General features: G+C 68.7%; 13 protein-coding genes. 12 read left to right on the forward strand and 1 reads right to left on the reverse strand.

What is annotated here, in order from left to right:
* The first annotated feature begins 11 nt into the window (after positions 1-11).
* The 8 genes from P3102_RS06560 (at position 12) to P3102_RS06595 (ending at position 9,122) form a co-directional block, all read left to right on the forward strand.
* Complete coding sequence (locus P3102_RS06560; RefSeq protein ID WP_276367375.1) at positions 12-1,064, forward strand: substrate-binding domain-containing protein; 1,053 nt, start codon at positions 12-14, stop codon at positions 1,062-1,064.
* 48 nt (positions 1,065-1,112) lie between these two features.
* Positions 1,113-2,282, forward strand: a complete 1,170-nt coding sequence (locus P3102_RS06565; protein ID WP_276367377.1) for a Gfo/Idh/MocA family oxidoreductase — start codon at positions 1,113-1,115, stop codon at positions 2,280-2,282.
* Positions 2,283-2,402: 120 nt separating this feature from the next.
* The gene (locus tag P3102_RS06570; protein ID WP_276367379.1) at positions 2,403-3,560 is read left to right on the forward strand and encodes an inositol-3-phosphate synthase; all 1,158 of its coding nucleotides are present in this window, start codon (positions 2,403-2,405) and stop codon (positions 3,558-3,560) included.
* Positions 3,557-4,405 carry an SCO3242 family prenyltransferase gene (locus tag P3102_RS06575; RefSeq protein WP_276367381.1) on the forward strand — a complete coding sequence of 283 codons (849 nt, stop codon included), beginning with the start codon at positions 3,557-3,559 and terminating at the stop codon, positions 4,403-4,405. The genes P3102_RS06570 and P3102_RS06575 overlap by 4 nt, the downstream gene beginning before the upstream one ends.
* Positions 4,402-5,814, forward strand: a complete 1,413-nt coding sequence (locus P3102_RS06580; RefSeq protein WP_276367382.1) for an EboA domain-containing protein — start codon at positions 4,402-4,404, stop codon at positions 5,812-5,814. The genes P3102_RS06575 and P3102_RS06580 overlap by 4 nt, the downstream gene beginning before the upstream one ends.
* A 4-nt stretch (positions 5,815-5,818) precedes the next feature.
* Complete coding sequence (locus tag P3102_RS06585) at positions 5,819-6,682, forward strand: TatD family hydrolase (RefSeq protein WP_276367384.1); 864 nt, start codon at positions 5,819-5,821, stop codon at positions 6,680-6,682.
* On the forward strand, positions 6,679-7,752 hold the full coding sequence (eboE, locus tag P3102_RS06590; RefSeq protein ID WP_276367386.1) for a metabolite traffic protein EboE: 1,074 nt from the start codon (positions 6,679-6,681) through the stop codon (positions 7,750-7,752). The genes P3102_RS06585 and eboE overlap by 4 nt, the downstream gene beginning before the upstream one ends.
* The gene (locus tag P3102_RS06595; protein WP_276367387.1) at positions 7,749-9,122 is read left to right on the forward strand and encodes a nucleotide pyrophosphatase/phosphodiesterase family protein; all 1,374 of its coding nucleotides are present in this window, start codon (positions 7,749-7,751) and stop codon (positions 9,120-9,122) included. Before eboE ends, P3102_RS06595 begins: the two co-directional genes overlap by 4 nt.
* A 234-nt stretch (positions 9,123-9,356) precedes the next feature.
* On the opposite strand, the gene P3102_RS06600 is transcribed toward P3102_RS06595, so the two are convergent.
* A complete protein-coding gene (locus P3102_RS06600) occupies positions 9,357-9,494 on the reverse strand; it encodes a hypothetical protein (RefSeq protein WP_276367389.1) in 138 nt (45 codons plus the stop codon).
* Positions 9,495-9,702: 208 nt separating this feature from the next.
* Here P3102_RS06600 and P3102_RS06605 point away from each other — a divergent pair, with 208 nt between their 5' ends.
* From P3102_RS06605 to P3102_RS06620, 4 genes are read left to right on the forward strand one after another with little or no spacing between them, the layout of a single operon-like run.
* A complete protein-coding gene (locus P3102_RS06605; RefSeq protein ID WP_276367390.1) occupies positions 9,703-10,707 on the forward strand; it encodes a sugar phosphate isomerase/epimerase family protein in 1,005 nt (334 codons plus the stop codon).
* A 10-nt stretch (positions 10,708-10,717) separates the two neighbouring features.
* Positions 10,718-11,620, forward strand: coding sequence for a sugar phosphate isomerase/epimerase (locus P3102_RS06610; RefSeq protein ID WP_276367392.1), 903 nt, complete (start codon positions 10,718-10,720; stop codon positions 11,618-11,620).
* Positions 11,621-11,634: 14 nt separating this feature from the next.
* Positions 11,635-12,657 carry a multicopper oxidase domain-containing protein gene (locus P3102_RS06615; RefSeq protein ID WP_276367394.1) on the forward strand — a complete coding sequence of 341 codons (1,023 nt, stop codon included), beginning with the start codon at positions 11,635-11,637 and terminating at the stop codon, positions 12,655-12,657.
* Between the two features lie 13 nt (positions 12,658-12,670).
* Entirely contained in the window at positions 12,671-16,636 is a 3,966-nt protein-coding gene (locus P3102_RS06620; protein ID WP_276367395.1) for a ThuA domain-containing protein, read from the forward strand.
* The last annotated feature ends 64 nt before the right edge of the window (positions 16,637-16,700 follow it).

Genomic DNA, 16,700 nt, shown 5'->3' on the forward strand with positions numbered 1-16,700 from the left:
GGAGAGTCGTCATGACCGAACAATCCCTGCATCGCCGCCGGTTCCTGCTGGGAGGCGCGGCCGTCGGAGCGGGTGCGCTGCTGACCGCGTGCACCTCGAACGAGGCACCGGCGCAGAACAACGCGGCCAACGTGGCCAACGCCGGGGCGAACTCGCAGCCCGGAACGCCGGTGACCATCGGCTTCTCGGCACCGGCCGCGGACCACGGCTGGATGGCGGCCATCACCAAGAACGCCCGCGCGCAGGCGCAGAAATTCAGTGAGGTCACGCTCAACGCGACCGAGGGCACCAACGACGTCAACCAGCAGATCTCCCAGGTGGAGACGCTGATCAACGCCAAGGTGAACGTGCTGGTGATCCTGCCGTTCGACGGCAAGGCGCTGACCGCGGTCGGCCAGCAGGCGATGGACGCCGGTATCCAGGTGATCAACCTGGACCGCGTCTTCGACACCCCGCTCGCGTACCGCACCTGGATCGGTGGCGACAACTACCGCATGGGCGTCAACGCCGGGAACCACATCGCCCAGCAGATGAAGGCGAAGAACATCGCGTCCCCCGTCATTGGCGAGGTCGCGGGCATCGACTCGCTGCCGCTGACCCAGGAACGCAGCAAGGGTTTCAAGGACGCTTTGGCACGCCAGGGTTTCCAGGTGGGACCGCGGGTCTCGGCGCAGTTCACGCCGGAGTCGGGCGAGCAGCAGACCTCGAACCTGCTCCAGTCCGCGTCCAAATTGGACGCTCTCTGGAACCACGACGACGACCAGGGGGTCGGTGTCATCGCGGCGATCAACAACGCCAACCGCAAGGACTTCCTGATGGTCGGTGGCGCGGGATCGAAGAACGCGATGAACCTGATCAAGTCCGACGCCGAGCCGCTGAAGGCGACCGTGCTCTACAGCCCGTCGATGGCGTCTTCGGCGATCTCGCTGGCGCGGCTCCTCGGCCAGGGCAAGGGCGCCGGCGACTTCGCCGAGCACGAGATCCCCGCCGAGATCACCACGTACTCCGCGGTGGTCACCAAGGAGAACGTCGACAAGTACATGGACGTCGGCTTCGACTCGTGAACCCGCGTACCCGACACGCGCGTTCGAAAGACACAGCCTAGGAGGGGCATGAGCACGGCAAAGGAAACGATCGGGATCGGCATGGTGGGCCACGCGTTCATGGGTGCGGTGCATTCGCACGCGTGGCGCAGTGTGCACCGGTTCTTCGCGCCACCGCTGATCCCGAGACTCGCCGTGCTCGGCGGCCGCGACGAAGTGCGGACGAAGGCCGCGGCGGATCGGTTCGGCTGGGAAGACGTCGAGACGGACTGGCGCGCGCTGATCGCCCGTGACGACGTCGACCTGGTCGACATCTGCACGCCGGGCGACAGTCACGCCGAGATCGCGATCGCCGCGCTCGAGGCGGGCAAACACGTGCTGTGCGAGAAGCCGTTGGCCAACACCCTCGCCGAGGCCGAAGCGATGGCCGAGGCGGCGGCGAAGGCGCGGGCGAACGGCGTCCGGTCGATGGTGGCCTTCAACTACCGGCGGGTGCCCGCGCTCGCGCACGCCAGGAAACTGGTCGCGGGCGGGGCGCTCGGCGAGATCCGCCACGTGCGGTCGGTGTACCTGCAGGACTGGCTTTCCGACGCGCAGGCGCCGATGACCTGGCGGCTGCACAAGGACAAGGCGGGCTCGGGTGCGCTGGGCGACCTCGGCGCGCACATCGTCGACGCCGCCCAATTCGTCACCGGCGAGACGATCACCGGGGTGTCCGCGCTGACCACCACCTTCGTCAAGGAGCGGCCGGACGGCGACGGCGGCACGGGCCAGGTGACCGTCGACGACACCGCGTTGTTCCTCGGCCGGTTCACCGGCGGCGCGGTGGCGAGTTTCGAGGCGACCCGGTTCGCGCTGGGCCGCAAGAACGCGATGCGGCTGGAGATCAACGGGTCGAAGGCGAGCCTCGCGTTCGACTTCGAGTCGATGAACGAACTGTCCTTCTTCGACGGCTCCCAGCCCTCGACCGAGGCGGGGTTCCGCCGGATCCTCGTCACCGAACCCGAGCATCCGTACGTCGGGGTGTGGTGGCCGCCGGGGCATCTCCTCGGCTACGAGCACACCTTCACCAACGAGGTCGCCGACCTGCTCACCGCGATCGGCGACGGCACGGATCCCGAACCGTCCTTCGAGGACGGGTTGAGGGTGCAGCAGGTCTTGGCCGCGGTCGAGCGCAGCGCCTCCGAAGAGGCGCGATGGACCGCTGTGCCCGGCGTCACCACGAAGGGGAGTAACTGAGGGAGAGATTCAGCCGAAAGTCGCATGACGGCTATCACTGCGACTTGGTTCGATCCGGAAACGTCCGACCATCCGATGGTGAACACAGTTGGCGTTTTCGGGTTTGGGAAAGGTGGAGAAATGCCTGCTCACGAGCGTACGGGCATCTGGTTGATCGGGGCGAGGGGGTCTGTGGCCACCACTGCGGCGGTGGGGCTCCTCGCCCTCCGCGCGGGGGTGACGGGCGGTGACGGCTGCGTCACCGAACTGCCCGCGTTCGCCCGCGTTCCGTTGCCCGGCTGGGACGATCTGGTCCTCGGCGGGCACGACATCGCGCATACGCCGCTGGAGAAGCGGGCCGAGCAGCTGGCGCACGCCGGCGTGTTCGGGCACGCGGTGTTCTCCGCGGTCCGGTCCGGGCTGGCCGAGGTGGACGCCGAGATCCGCGACGGTTACCACCCGGCGACGCACACCGGTGCCCAGGCTGAAGCGGCCGCCCGGCTCACGGCGGACATCCGAGCTTTCGCCGACCGGCACGACCTCGCGCGGGTCGTCGTGGTCAACGTGTCCTCCACCGAGGCTCCCTGTCCCCACCTGCCCGAACACGACGACCTCGACGCGCTCGAAGCGGCCTTGGCGGATCCGACGCGGACTGTCCTCCCGTCGAGTTCCCTCTCGGCCTACGCGGCGCTGAAGGCGGGCAGCCCGTACGTGGAGTTCACCCCGTCCGCCGGGATCACCCTGCCCGCGCTGCGGGAGCTCGCCGAGCGGGAAGGCCTGCCGTACGCGGGCTGCGACGGCAAGACCGGTGAGACGCTGCTGCGCACCGTCCTCGCGCCGATGTTCAGCGCGCGGGCGCTGAAGGTCCGCTCCTGGGCGGGCACCAACCTGCTCGGCGGCGGGGACGGCGAGACCCTCGCCGACCCGGTGACCGCGAACAGCAAACTGGAGTCCAAGGCCCGCGGGCTCGCGGCGCTGCTCGGCGAGGACGTCACCGCGCCGCTGCACATCGACAACGTGCCCGACCTCGGCGAGATCAAGACCGCGTGGGACCACGTGTCGTTCGAGGGTTTCCTCGGCGCGCGCATGAGCCTGCAGTTCACCTGGACCGGCTACGACTCCGCGCTCGCGGCGCCGCTGATCCTCGACCTCGCCAGGCTGGTGACCGCGGCGCACGCCGGCGGGCAGAGCGGCGCGCTGACCGAACTGGGTTTCTTCTTCAAGGATCCGCTGGGCAGCGACGAACACCGGTTCGCCGAGCAGACCACCCGCCTGATCACCTGGGCGGCCGCGCTGTGAAAGCTTATGTGGAACTCGTGCGGGCGCCCGCCGCGCTGACGGTGCTCGGCGACACGGTCGCCGGATCCGCAGCGGCGGGGCTCAGGATGACCGGGCGACGGCTGCTGCTGCCGCTGTCTTCGGTCGCCTTCTACTGGGCCGGGATGGCCCTCAACGACTGGGCGGACCGGAAGCTCGACGCCGTGGAGCGGCCCGAGCGGCCGATTCCGTCCGGGCGGGTGAGTGCCGGCGCGGCGCTCACCACCGGGGCCGCGCTGACCGCTGCCGGACTCGGCTTGGCGGCGCTCGGCGGCGGCCGTCGGGCGATGCGGGTCGCGGTCCCGCTCGCGGGCGCGGTGTGGGCCTACGACACCGTGCTGAAGCCGACCCCGGCCGGACCGGTGGCGATGGCGGCCTGCCGCACACTCGACGTCCTGCTGGGGGCGGGTGACTCCCCGAAGAAGGCGGTTACCGCCGCGGCGGCTGTCGGCGTCCACACGCTCGGTGTCACGGCGTTGTCCACCGGGGAGGTGCACGGCGCGAAACCAGGCACGGCTCGGGCCGCACTGGCCACGAGCTGTGCGGCGACAACGTTGGCATTGACCGGACCGGCGCGGGGTGGCTGGCATCGCGCGGCGTCGATGGCGGCCGGTTCCGGCTACGCGGGACTGGTCGGAAGGGCGCAGGCGGACGCCGTCCGCGACCCGTCGGCGAAGTCCGTGCGCTCGGCGACGAAGTCCGGCATCCACGGCATGGTCCCGCTGCAGGCGGCGGTCACGGCCAAGGCCTCGGTAGTGGGGGCCGTGCTGGTCGCGGCCGCGCTGCCGATCGCCCGCAGGCTGTCGCGGAAGGTGAGCCCCACATGAGTTTTCACCTCGGATACGGCACCAACGGGTTTTCCAACCACCGGCTCGACGACGCCCTCGCGATCATCGCCGACCTCGGCTACACCGGGGTGGCGCTGACACTGGACCACGACCACCTCGACCCGTTCGCCGACGATCTGGCACGGCAGGTCGACCACGTGGCCTCGCGGCTTTCGGCGCTCGGCCTGAACCGGGTCGTCATCGAGACGGGCGCGCGTTACCTGCTCGACCCGTGGCGCAAGCACTCGCCGACGCTGCTGTCGGACGATCCCGCGCTCCGGATCGACTTCCTGGCCCGCGCCATGCGGATCGCCGGGGATCTCGGCGCGGACTGTGTCTCGTTCTGGTCCGGAGTGTCCACTCTGGACACAGAGATCGCCTGGTCCCGGTTGCGCGACGGTGTCGCGGCGGTCCTGGAGCACGCCGCGCGGCTGAACGTGCGGCTGGCGATGGAACCCGAACCCGGCCACCTCGTGCAGCATCTCGGCCAGGTCCTGGACCTGCGCAAGGAGCTCGGCGAGCCGGAATTGTTCGGCGTCACGCTCGACGTCGGGCACTGCGTCGCCGTCGAGCCGGTCAACGCGGCCGAGTGCGTCCGCCTGGCCGGTCCACTGCTGTGGAACGTGCAACTCGACGACATGCTGCCGAGGGTCCACGAGCATCTCGAGTTCGGTGACGGGCACCTGGATCTGCCGGGAACGCTCGCCGCGCTGGCGGAGATCGGCTACCCCGGCCTGGCCGCGGTCGAACTGCCCCGGCACAGCCACGCCGCGCCGGACACCGCACGCCGGGCTTTCGAAGCGCTCACCGAGGCGATGCCGCAGACGTGGTCGGCCAAGGCGGAACGCCGGATCCGGGAGAAGCCGTCGGTGATCGGCTCGCTCTTCCCGGCCGTCGGCCGTGAGGTCGGCCGCGCCGCGCTGCGGCCGGACACCGATCCGCAGGGCCTGGTCCACGGCACCGTCGACGACCGGGCACGGGTCCGGCTCGTGACGGTCTTGGCCGACGTCCTCGGCGACGCCGCGCTGGCCGCGGAACTGCGCGACCTCTACCGCTACGGCGACGACGCGGAACGGCGCGGGGTGCTGCGGGCGCTCAACTCGCTGGAGTCCCCGGGCGCCGAAGTCACCGATGCCGGGATCGAGCTGGTCGAAGACGCATTGCGCGCCAACGACATCAGGTTGGTCGCCGCCGCCATGGGTGCCTTCGCCCGGTTCCTGGACGACCACACCTGGCGCCACGGCGTCCTCAAATGCGTCTTCGTCGGTGTGCCCTTGGCCGCCGTCGCGGAGCTCGAATCCCGCGCGGACGCCGAGCTGAGACGCATGCTCGCCGATTTCGCCGACGAACGCAGGGCGGCCGGACGTGACGTACCCGCCGACGCCCTCGAACTCCTCAAGGAGAACTGAGCCAGTGCGTATCTTCGATCCCCACATCCACATGTCCTCCCGGACCACCGACGACTACGAAGCGATGTACGCGGCCGGTGTCCGCGCGCTGGTCGAGCCGGCGTTCTGGCTGGGGCAGCCACGCACCAGCGTCGGCTCGTACACCGACTACTTCGACGCGCTCATCGGCTGGGAACGGTTCCGCGCCGCCCAGTTCGGCATCCGGCACCACTGCACGATCGCGCTGAACCCCAAGGAGGCCAACGACCCCCGCTGCCGCGAGGTGCTCGACGTGCTCCCGAGGTACCTGGCCAAGGACGGCGTGGTCGCGGTCGGCGAGGTCGGTTACGACTCGATGACCAAGGAAGAGGACGAGGTCTTCTCGCAGCAGTTGGCGATGGCGCTGGAGCACGACCTCCCGGTGCTGGTGCACACCCCGCACCGCGACAAGCTGGAAGGCACCAAGCGCACCCTCGACGTCGTCCGTGAGGCCGGTGTCGCACCGGAGCGCGTAATCGTCGACCACCTCAACGAGGTCACCGTCGAGCTGGTCAAGGATTCCGGTGCCTGGATGGGTTTCTCCATCTACCCGGACACCAAGATGGACGAGCACCGGATGGTCGAGATCCTGCGCCGGTACGGGCTGGACCGGATGATCGTCAACTCGGCCGCCGACTGGGGCCGGTCCGATCCGCTGAAGACCGCCAAGACCGGACAGGCGATGCTCGACGGCGGATTCACCGAGGCCGACGTCGACAAGGTGCTGTGGCGGAACCCGGTCGACTTCTACGGACAGAGCGGACGGCTCACTCTCGACCCGTTGCCCGGTTTCACCGGCGAGGCGGCGACGTTCGAGGGCAACTCGGTCCTGCGGGGTGCCCGCAAATGATCTCGTACTGTACGAACGTCCACCCCGCCGAAGACGTCGAAGGCATCGTCGCGCAGTTGGAGCGGTACGCGCTCCCGGTGCGCGAGCGGCTGGGCGCCGATCGGCTCGGCGTCGGACTGTGGCTCTCCGCACCGGTCGCGCGCGGTCTCGCCGAAGACGCCGGGGCGCGCAAGCGGTTCCGCGCCGAACTCGACGCACGCGGGCTTTCGGTGTACACGCTGAACGCCTTCCCGTATGGCGGTTTCCACGACGACGTCGTCAAGCACGCGGTCTACCGTCCCGAGTGGACGAACCCCGACCGGGTCGCGTACACGGTCGACTGCGTGAACGTGCTGTCCGAGCTGCTGGCCGAGGACGCCACGTACGGCAGCATCTCCACGTTGCCGCTCGCGTGGCGCGAGCCGTGGTCCGAGCACGACGACCGCCGTGCGGCCGAGGCCTTCGCCGAGGTCGTCCGGGCGATCGGTGACCGGCCGATCAGGCTGGCCGTCGAACCCGAGCCCGGCTGCGTGCTCGACACCGTGACCGACGCGCTGGACTGGCTGTCCGGCCGCGTCGACCCGAAGTACGTCGGGCTGTGCCTGGACACCTGTCACCTCGCGGTGTCGTTCGCCGACCCGGCGGAGACACTGGCCGCGATCGCGAAGTCCGATGTGGACATCGTCAAGGTGCAGGCTTCCGCCGCGTTGCACGTCGAAGATCCCGCCGAGGCGAAGGAAGCGCTGGTGGCGTTCGCCGAACCGCGGTATCTGCACCAGGTCCGGGAGCTCGGTGCCGACGGTGTCGTGCGCAAGGCCGACGACCTGCCCGACGCGTGGACCGACCTGCCGGGTGACCGGCCGTGGCGCGTGCACTTCCACATGCCGCTGCACCATGCCCCGGCCGCACCGCTGTCCACCACCACGGACGTTCTGCGCACCGTCGCCGCCGGGCTGACCGGCGAACCGCATATCGAGGTCGAGACCTACACCTGGAGTGTGCTCCCGGACGCGGGCGACCTCGTCGGCGGGATCGCCGCGGAACTCGAGTGGGCACAGGCGAATCTCGTCGAGGAAGGGGTTTCCGCGTGAAGCCGCTGGTCGTCATCGACGTCGTCGGGCTGACCCCGAAGGCGTTGCGGGACATGCCGAACCTGTCCGCCGTCGCCCGCGACGGCTGGCAGGCCGAACTGGGCACGGTACTGCCCGCCGTCACCTGCAGCGCGCAGTCGACGTTCCTCACCGGGCTCATGCCCGCGCAGCACGGGATCGTCGGCAACGGCTGGTATTTCCGCGAACTGGGCGAGATCTTCCTGTGGCGCCAGCACAACCGGCTCGTCGGTGGGGAGAAATTGTGGGAGACCGCGCGAGCGGCGCGTCCCGGCTACACGTCGGCGAACGTCTGCTGGTGGTACGCGATGGGGATGAGCACCGACGTCACGGTGACCCCGCGGCCGATCTACCACGCCGACGGCCGCAAGTCGCCGGACGCCTACGTACGGCCGCCCGAGCTGCACGACCGGCTGACCGGTGCGCTGGGGGAGTTCCCGCTGTTCCAGTACTGGGGCCCGACGGCGTCGCTCAAGTCGAGCAAGTGGGTCATCGGCGCGTCCCGGCAGATCCTGCGGGAGAAGCGTCCTGATCTGCTGCTGACCTACGTGCCGCATCTGGACTACGACCTGCAGCGCTTCGGCCCCGACGCGCCTCAGGCCGCGGTGGCGGCGAGGGAACTGGACGACGCGCTCGCGCCGCTGCTCGACGACGCCCGCAACGCCGGAGCGACCGTGGTCGCGCTCAGCGAGTACGGGATCACGAACGTGAGCAGGCCGGTCGACATCAACCGGGCGCTGCGGCGCGAGGGTCTGCTGGAGGTCTACACCCAGGCGGGGATGGAGTACCTCGACCCGTGGGCGTCGCGCGCGTTCGCCGTCGCCGACCACCAGGTCGCGCACGTCTACGTCCGCGATCAGTCCGATGTGGAACGAGTGCGCTCGATCGCCGGTGAGTTGACCGGCGTCGACGAGGTCCTCGACCGTGCGGCGCAAGCTCGCTATGGGTTGGACCACGAACGCGCCGGCGAACTCGTCGCGGTCGCCGAACCGGATTCGTGGTTCACCTACTACTACTGGCTCGACGACGAGCGGAAGCCCGACTTCGCGCGCGGCGTCGAGATCCACCGCAAGCCGGGCTACGACCCCGCCGAGCTGTTCTTCGACCCGGAGGACAAGTTCGCCAAGGCGCGGGCCGGGCTCAACCTGGCGAAGAAGTTCGCCGGGCTCCGGTACGCGATGGACGTCGTCCCGACCGATCCGCGCTGGGTGCGCGGCTCGCACGGACGGCTGCCCGATGCCGGCGAGGACGGTCCGGTGCTGCTGTGCAGTGACCCGGCCTTCCAGCCGTCCGGCCGCGTCGGCGCGACCGACGTCCACCCGCTGCTGTTGTCCCTGCAAGGGCTGAAGTGACGGGAGGACCTCGGTCCAGCAGGTCGTGAGTGGCGTTTCGGGTTCCGGCCCGAAACGCCACTCACGACCACCGCGCCCCAGCACTCACCACCGCCCGCCCTCCCTCACCTCCCGGAAAGGAAGCTCCACCCGCATCCCCTTTCTTGATCGCCGCCGCTCAGCGAAAGGATCGCCCCTGCTATGTCTTCGCAACGACGATTCGATGTGCTCGTCACGGCTCTGACAGGCGTCGCGCTACCGGTGCCGGTGTTCTCCAAGGCCGCGGGCTTCCGGCACGATGCGAGCCTCGACGGGCTCGAGGCGATCAAGGAAGCGGCGGTCTTCACCGACGCGAACCTCAAGCGCTTCAACGGGATCGAGGTCGTCGGGCACGACGGCACCAGTGGCGGAAAACGCTTCAGGCACATCGAATCCGTGGACCGGAGCCAATTCGACCCGGTGAACCTGGTGGGTGTCCGCGGTATCGGCTCCCGGCCTCCGCCCGCACCGACCCCGCCGGCACCGGCCCGTTGTTCCTGGGGTCCAAGGACGGTTCCGGTGGCTTGTCCGACGTCGACGCGATCACCTTCGAGGAGTCCTGATGAGCCGTCCGATCACCCTGTTCACCGGCCAGTGGGCGGATCTGCCGTTCACCGAGGTGTGCGGGCTCGCCAGCGAATGGGGCTACGACGGCCTCGAGATCGCGTGTTCCGGTGACCATTTCGAGGTCGATCGCGCACTGTCCGAAGAGGACTACGTGCCCGGGCGCCTGAAGCTGCTGGCCGAGCACGGCCTCAAGGTGTGGGCCATCTCCAATCACCTCGTCGGCCAGGCCGTCTGTGACGACCCGATCGACGAACGCCACCAGGCCATCATCCCGTCCAGGGTGTGGGGCGACGGTGAACCGGAAGGCGTCCGGCAGCGGGCGGCGAAGGAAATGGCCGACACCGCCCGCGCGGCGGCGAAACTCGGCGTGGACACGGTGATCGGCTTCACCGGTTCGAAAACGTGGAAGTACGTCGCGATGTTCCCGCCGGTGTCGCAGGCGGTCATCGACGACGGCTACACCGACTTCGCCGACCGGTGGAACCCGATCCTCGACGTCTTCGACGAGGTGGGTGTGCGGTTCGCCCACGAGGTCCACCCATCGGAGATCGCTTACGACTACTGGACCACGAAACGTGCGCTCGAAGCTGTCGGCGACCGTCCGGCATTCGGGCTGAATTGGGATCCTTCGCATTTCATCTGGCAGGACCTCGACCCGGTCGGCTTCATCCTCGACTTCGCCGACCGGATCTACCACGTGGACTGCAAGGACACCAGGAAACGGTTCGACGGGCGGAACGGACGGCTCGGCTCGCATCTCCCCTGGGGAGATCCCCGACGCGGCTGGGACTTCGTTTCGACCGGGCACGGCGACGTGCCCTGGGAGGACTGTTTCCGCGCACTGAATTCGATCGGCTACGCCGGTCCGATCTCGGTGGAGTGGGAGGACGCCGGCATGGACCGGCTCCGGGGCGCGGCGGAAGCCGTGACCTTTCTGCGGGGGCTCCTGTTCGACAAGCCGTCGGCGGCCTTCGACGCGGCTTTCAGCAACCAGAAGTGAGGGCGGTTTCATGTGCGGTGAAGAAGCTGAGCAATTCCACTCTCGACGGGCGCTCCTGCGCGGCGCGGCGACGGCTGCGGTCGCGGTGGGTGCGGCGGTAGCCCTGCCGAGCGTGGCCAGTGCGGCCACTGCGCCCACGGCGTCCACAGCGTCCACAGTGGGAGCCGGCCACCACGGTCGGGGCCGGATCCCGGTGGAGAAGATCGGTATCCAGCTCTACTCCCTGCGCACCGCGCTGCAGGCCGATCTGCCGGGAACCCTGTCCGCGCTGGCGGACATCGGCTACCGCAAGGTCGAACTGGCGGGCACCTACGGCCGCACGGCCGAGGAGTTCCGCGGTCTGCTGGACAAGAACCAACTCAAGGCGACGTCCACGCACGTCGGCATCGACGGTGACCTCGACAAGACGATCGCGGACGCGAAGGTCCTCGGGAACACCCGCGCCAATGTGCCGTGGGCGAACTTCGACACCATCGACGGCTGGAAGCAGTTCGCCGTCCGGATGGACACGGCGGCACGGAAGTTCCGTCAGGCCGGTATTCCGCTCGGCTACCACAACCACGCGCACGAGTTCGCGCCCAGCGGCGGCGTGCGCCCGTACGACGTGCTCACCAGGAACACCAACCCGCGTTACGTGCACCTTGAGATCGACCTGTTCTGGGCGGTGGAAGGCGGGACGGACCCGGTTTCGCTGTACCGTCGGCACTGCCCGCGCGTGGTGCAGTACCACGTCAAGGACCGGACGGCGGCGGGCGAAATGGTCGACCCCGGCAAGGGTGTCATCGATTTCCCGCGCATTTTCCGCCACACCCGTCCCCACCTCGCCGAGTACATCGTCGAGCACGACAACCCCACGGATCCCCTGAGCACCGCCCAGACCGGATTCACCTATCTCCGCAACGTCCGCTTCTAGCCGGGGAATCCATCATGGACAAGAACAAACGCGGGCTGTCCCGCAGATCGATGCTCGCGGGCACCGCGGCCGGGGTCATCGCCCCGGTCGTGGTGAGCGCGAGTGCCGGTTCGGCACCGGCCGCCGCGGCCGGGATGACCCGCAACATCACCGTCTACGCCGACTACGTTCCCGGTTCGACCCGGGTCGGTTACGGGCTGGAGCCCGGGAAGCCGACGATCCCCGGGCCGCTCCTGGAGTGCTACGAGGGCGACACGCTGGTGATCGAATTGGTCAACAACACCGACAAGCGGCTCTCGATCCATCCGCACGGTGTCAACTACGACACCAAGTCCGACGGGTCGCCGTTCAACGATTCCTTCAACAAGCCGTACGAGACGAAGACCTACACCTGGAAGACCCGGACGGCCTATCAGGCGGCCAACGGTTTCTGGATGCCCGGCAGCGCGGGGTACTGGCACTACCACGACCACGCGTTCGACGGCGACCACGGCACCATCGGCCTGATGAAGGGCCTCTACGGCGGCCTGATCGTGCGCAAACGCGGGGATCTGCTGCCCAGCAAGCAGTTCACCGTGGTGTTCACCGAAATGTGGATCAACCACCAGGTCGCCCCGAACACGCCGATCTTCGAGGCGAACCTCGGGGAGCGCGTCGAGTTCATCTGCATCGGGCACGGCAACCTGATGCACACCTTCCACCTGCACGCGCACCGCTGGGCGGACACCCGCACCGGCATGCTCACCAGCGCGACCGACAACGCCCCGATCCTCGACAACAAGACCCTCGACCCCGGCAACTCCTTCGGGTTCCAGGTGATCGCCGGTGACGGTGTCGGACCGGGCGCGTGGATGTACCACTGCCACGTCCAGCAGCACTCGGACGACGGCATGTCCGGGGTGTTCCTGGTCCGCAACGCCGACGGCGGGATGCCCGCGGGCGCCCAGGAGGCGATCGACCGCTTCAAGGGCCATCACCACCCGGCGGCCACTCCGGACGCCACCGGCGCCTCGGCCCACGCACACCACCAGTCCTGAAAGGAGCGAGAACTTGAGACGAGTGTTTTCGCAACGCCGGCTCCGCGGACGGTCACTGGCCGCGCTGGCGGTCGGCGCCGTCGTCACCTCCGGGCTTCCACTGGCCATCGCACCGGTGACCGCCGAAGCCGCGACGAACGTCCCGATCAACGTCCTGGTCTTCCACGGCAGCGCCGCGGAGCAGAAGGACCCCGTCCTGCGTGCCACGGACGCCATCGCGAGCCTGGGGCAGGCGAACGGCATCTCCGTGTCGTCCTCTTCGGACCCCGCGGTGTTCACGCAGGCCAACCTCGCGAAGTACCGCGGTGTCGTCTTCCTGTCCGCGCAAGGCATCACGCTCAACCGTGACCAGGAAACCTCGCTGCAGAACTACATGAAGGCGGGTGGCGGCTTCCTCGGGCTGTCCGACGCCGCGCGGGCCCAGGACGGTTCGCAGTGGTTCTCCGGGTTGATCGGAGCTCGTCCGGTGGGGGCGCGTCCCACACCGGAGGCGGTCGCCTCGGTCACCGCGAGCGCGGAGAACCCGCCCAACGAGAGCAAGGAAAAGCTCGCCGACAACAACGAGAACACCAAGTGGCTGACCTTCTCCCCGACCGGCTGGGTCGCCTACAAGATGGCCGCCCCGGTCGCCGTCAGCAGCTACGACCTCGTCTCGGCGAACGACTTCCCCGGGCGGGATCCCAAGAGCTGGACCCTGCAGGGCTCCAACGACGGGACCACGTGGACCGATCTGGACACTCGCACCAACGAGACGTTCGCCGACCGGTTCGTGAGCCGCAAGTTCACCTTCGCCAACACCACGGCGTACGCGAACTACCGGCTGAACATCACCGCCAACGCCGGTGACCCGCTCATCCAGCTGGCCGATTTCAAGCTGTACAAGGACAACTCGACCACGCCGCCGCCGCCGGAGGCCCCGCCCACCGAGGCCACGGTCGACGTCCTCGACAAGGCGAACCCGGCCACCGCGGGGCTGCCGCGGAAGTGGGTCCGCACCGACCGGTGGCTCAACTGGGAGGTCAACCCGGTCGGCACCGTGCACACGGTCGCGCAGGTCGAGGAATCGACCTACCGGCCGGGTGTCGGCGCGAACGGCGCGTTCCACCCGATCTCGTGGTGCCGTGACTACGACGGCGGCCGCTCCTTCTACACCGGGATGGGCCGGACCGAGGCGAGCTACGGCGAAGCCCAGTTCCGCGGCCACCTCCTGGGTGCGCTGAAGTGGACCACCGGCATGGTGCGCGGTGACTGCAAGGCGGGGATCGCGGCCAACTACAAGGTCGAACGCCTGACCGGGATCAACCAGACCGGTCAGCTCGACCAGATGGGCGAGCCGCACGGGCTCACCATCGCGCCGAACGGCCGGGTCTTCTACATCGGCCGCGCGGCCTGCGCCGGCAACGCGGTGCCCGCGCCGAACGACTGGACCAACCCGGAGATCGGCGCCGGCTGCGGCACGATCCACCAGTGGGACCCGGTCACCAAGAAGCCGAAGCTGCTCACCACGCTGAAAGTGATGGGCAACCGCGGCAGCGGTGACGAACTGGTGAAGAACGAGGAAGGCCTCCTCGGCCTCGTGCTGGACCCGAAGTTCAGCGAGAACGGCTTCATGTACGCCTACTGGATGCCGCACGCGTCGGTCGACATCGACAAGCGGATCGGCAAGCGCACGGTCTCGCGGTTCACCTACGACCTGAAGAACCAGACGCTGGACCAGGCGACCCGCAAGGATCTGCTGTCGTGGGACGTCCAGGTGCACAGCTGCTGCCACGCCGGCGGCGGCATGGACTTCGACAAAGACGGGAACCTGTACATCGGTTCCGGCGACAGCAACTCGTCGCAGGGCTCCAACGGGTACTCCGGCAACAACTGGACCCAGGACTACAAGGGCGTCTCGTTCCAGGACGCGCGCCGCACCGCCGGTAACACCAACGACCTCAACGGGAAGATCCTGCGGATCCACCCCGAGGCCGACGGTACCTACACCAACCCGGCGGGCAACCTGTTCCCCGAGGCCAACGACCCCGGGAACAAGACCAGGCCCGAGATCTACGTGATGGGCGTGCGGAACATCTCGCGGCTGCAAGTCGACAAGAAGACCAATTGGCTGACCGCCGCGTGGGTCGGCCCGGACGCGACCTCGCCGAGCCCGGAACTCGGCCCGGCCAAGTACGAGACCGCCACGATCATCACCGAGGCGGGCAACCAGGGCTGGCCGTACTGCATGGGCAACAAGCAGCCCTACCGCGACCGCAGCAGTACCGACGCCGCGGTGCTCACCGGCTGGTACGACTGCGACAACCCGGTCAACACCTCGCCGCGCAACACCGGCCTGGTGAACCTGCCGCCGGTCAAGAAGAACATGATCTGGTACTCACCGGACGGCGGCGGACCGGTGTTCCCCAACCGGCCCAACAGCTCCATCCCGACCTACAACGCGGCCGAGGCCACCTACACCCAGCCGTACCTCAAGGGCGGCGGCCAGGCGGTCATGACCGGGCCGACGTACCACCGCGAACTGGTAAACACCACCAGCGGCGTCGCCTGGCCCGCGTATTGGAACGACAAGTGGTTCATCGGTGACCAGAGCAACGGGCAGAACCGGATCGCGGTCACCGTCGACCCGAACGGTGTGCCGAAGCAGGATCCGCCGTTGTTCGCCGAGACCGTGCGGCAGATCATCCCGACCGGTGGCGGTGACACCAAGCTGAACCAGTGGATGGACGCCGAGTTCGGGCCGGACGGCGCGCTGTACGTGCTCGACTACGGCGGCGGCTTCTTCACCCTGACCAACAACCAGAAGCTGCTGAAGATCAGCTACACCGGCGGCGAGGCCACCCCGTCCGCCGCGGCGGCGTCGACCATGGTGCAGAACAAGCCGCTCACCGCGGCCTTCACCGGATCGAAGTCCGGCGGCGTCTCCTACAAGTGGGAGTTCGGCGACGGCACCATTTCGACCCAGCCCGACCCGCGGCACACCTACCCGCGCACGGGGCTGTACACCGCCAAGCTGACCGTGACCTACGCCAACGGCGAGACGGTGACCGTGCGAAACTCGGTGAGCGTCGGGTGTCTCGTGGCGGATTCCGGCGCCACGGTGACCGTCGGCGACACCGACACCGGGGTGACCAACCGCAACGCCGGTGGTGGCTGCACGGTCGACGACCTGATCGACGACGAGAGCACGTGGACCTCCCACGCCGGTTTCGTCAACCACGTCACCCAGGCCGTGGACCGGCTCGGCGATCTCGGGGTGCTGAACGCGGCCGAGTCGGACAAGATCAACGCCGCGGCCGCCGCGTCGCCCATCGGCAACAAGGGCGTCACCGGCTACGACGCGATCTACGACGGCACGCCCGAATCGTTCCGCAACTGGTCACAGGCGCCGTCCGGGCAGTTCGCCATCCAGGCGGACGGGTCACTGCGGCCCTCCGGTGGGCTGGGCATGCTGTGGTACTCGGCAAGGCAGTTCGGCAACTTCTCGGTGAAGCTGCAGTTCAAGGACATCGCGCCGGCGGGCAGTGCCAACAGCGGCGTGTTCGTCCGGTTCCCGGATCCGCGCACGCCGGTGGAGCAGCGTCCGCCGGGCAGCTGCGGCACGGTCGGTTCGGCGAGGACGTCGCAGGCCTGGGTCGCGATCTACTGCGGGCACGAGGTCCAGCTCTACGACGGGGCCGCCGGTGAGCCGCAGAAGACCGGGTCGATCTACAACTTCGACCCGCGGCCGCTGGATCAGGCGGGCGTGAAGCCGAAGGGGACCTGGAACGAGTACGAGGTCAAGGTCGTCGGGCAGAAGTACACGATCATCCGCAACGGTGTCGTGATCAACGAGTTCGAGAACGCGCCGGGGATCAACTCGTCGCGGGCGGGCGACCCGTCGACCGACTTCCGGCAGTTCGTCAGCGGGTTCATCGGTCTGCAAAACCACGGTGACAACGACCTGATGGAGTTCCGCAACATCCGGGTGCGGCAGCTGTAGCGCGCAAGCCGGCCGGGCGCGTCCTCCCTCGCGCCCGGCCGGCCTCCCCCGTACGGAAGGTTTC

Origin of the sequence: Amycolatopsis sp. QT-25 (assembly GCF_029369745.1) — a bacterium.
Taxonomy (GTDB): domain Bacteria; phylum Actinomycetota; class Actinomycetes; order Mycobacteriales; family Pseudonocardiaceae; genus Amycolatopsis.